This is a genomic window from Citrobacter sp. TBCS-14 (genome assembly GCF_005280805.1).
GTDB classification, from domain to species: domain Bacteria; phylum Pseudomonadota; class Gammaproteobacteria; order Enterobacterales; family Enterobacteriaceae; genus Citrobacter; species Citrobacter gillenii.
In genome coordinates this window covers 358-872 of sequence record NZ_SZWM01000596.1, presented here as the reverse complement: position 1 = coordinate 872, position 515 = coordinate 358, and the positions used below count along the sequence as shown (strand labels likewise).

Sequence of the window (515 nt, the reverse complement as noted above, 5' to 3'; positions counted from 1 at the left end):
CGCCCCACCTGCTGGATCAAATTGAACGACGCTGCTGGTAAGCTTTGCACCTCAAAAGGGTAGCGGTTCAGGCTTTTCAGCCACTCGCCCTCAGTGACCACTACCGGACTATCGATGGGCGGAAACGCGATTTTGTGAATATGTACCTGGGTCAGCAATTCGCCTTTCAAATCCAGACCTTCGGCAAAAGATTGCAGTCCAACCAGTACACTGCGTTCACCGTTTTCCACCCGCTTTCGGTGTAACTCCACCAGACGATAGCGCGGCTGGTCACCCTGTACCAGCAGCAGCAAGCGCAGATCGGTAACGTGCTCAAGAAAACGCTGCANNNNCCGCTGGCAAAAAGCACCAACATGCCCTGATGCTTTTTACTTTCCAGTTGCTCGCGGAAATAGGCGGCCATTTCCGCGATATGCTGCTCTTCGTTATCAATTAACGGTTCGTAGCGCATCTGCGGAATGACGATTTTGCCCTGTTCAACGTGGTTAAACGGTGAGTCCAGTGCAACAAAGCGA

At 52.4% G+C, this 515-nt stretch carries 1 pseudogene; it reads right to left on the bottom strand.

The window, feature by feature from the left end:
- Positions 1–515, bottom strand: a pseudogene (locus FDX22_RS20160) (helicase C-terminal domain-containing protein); the annotation flags it as partial.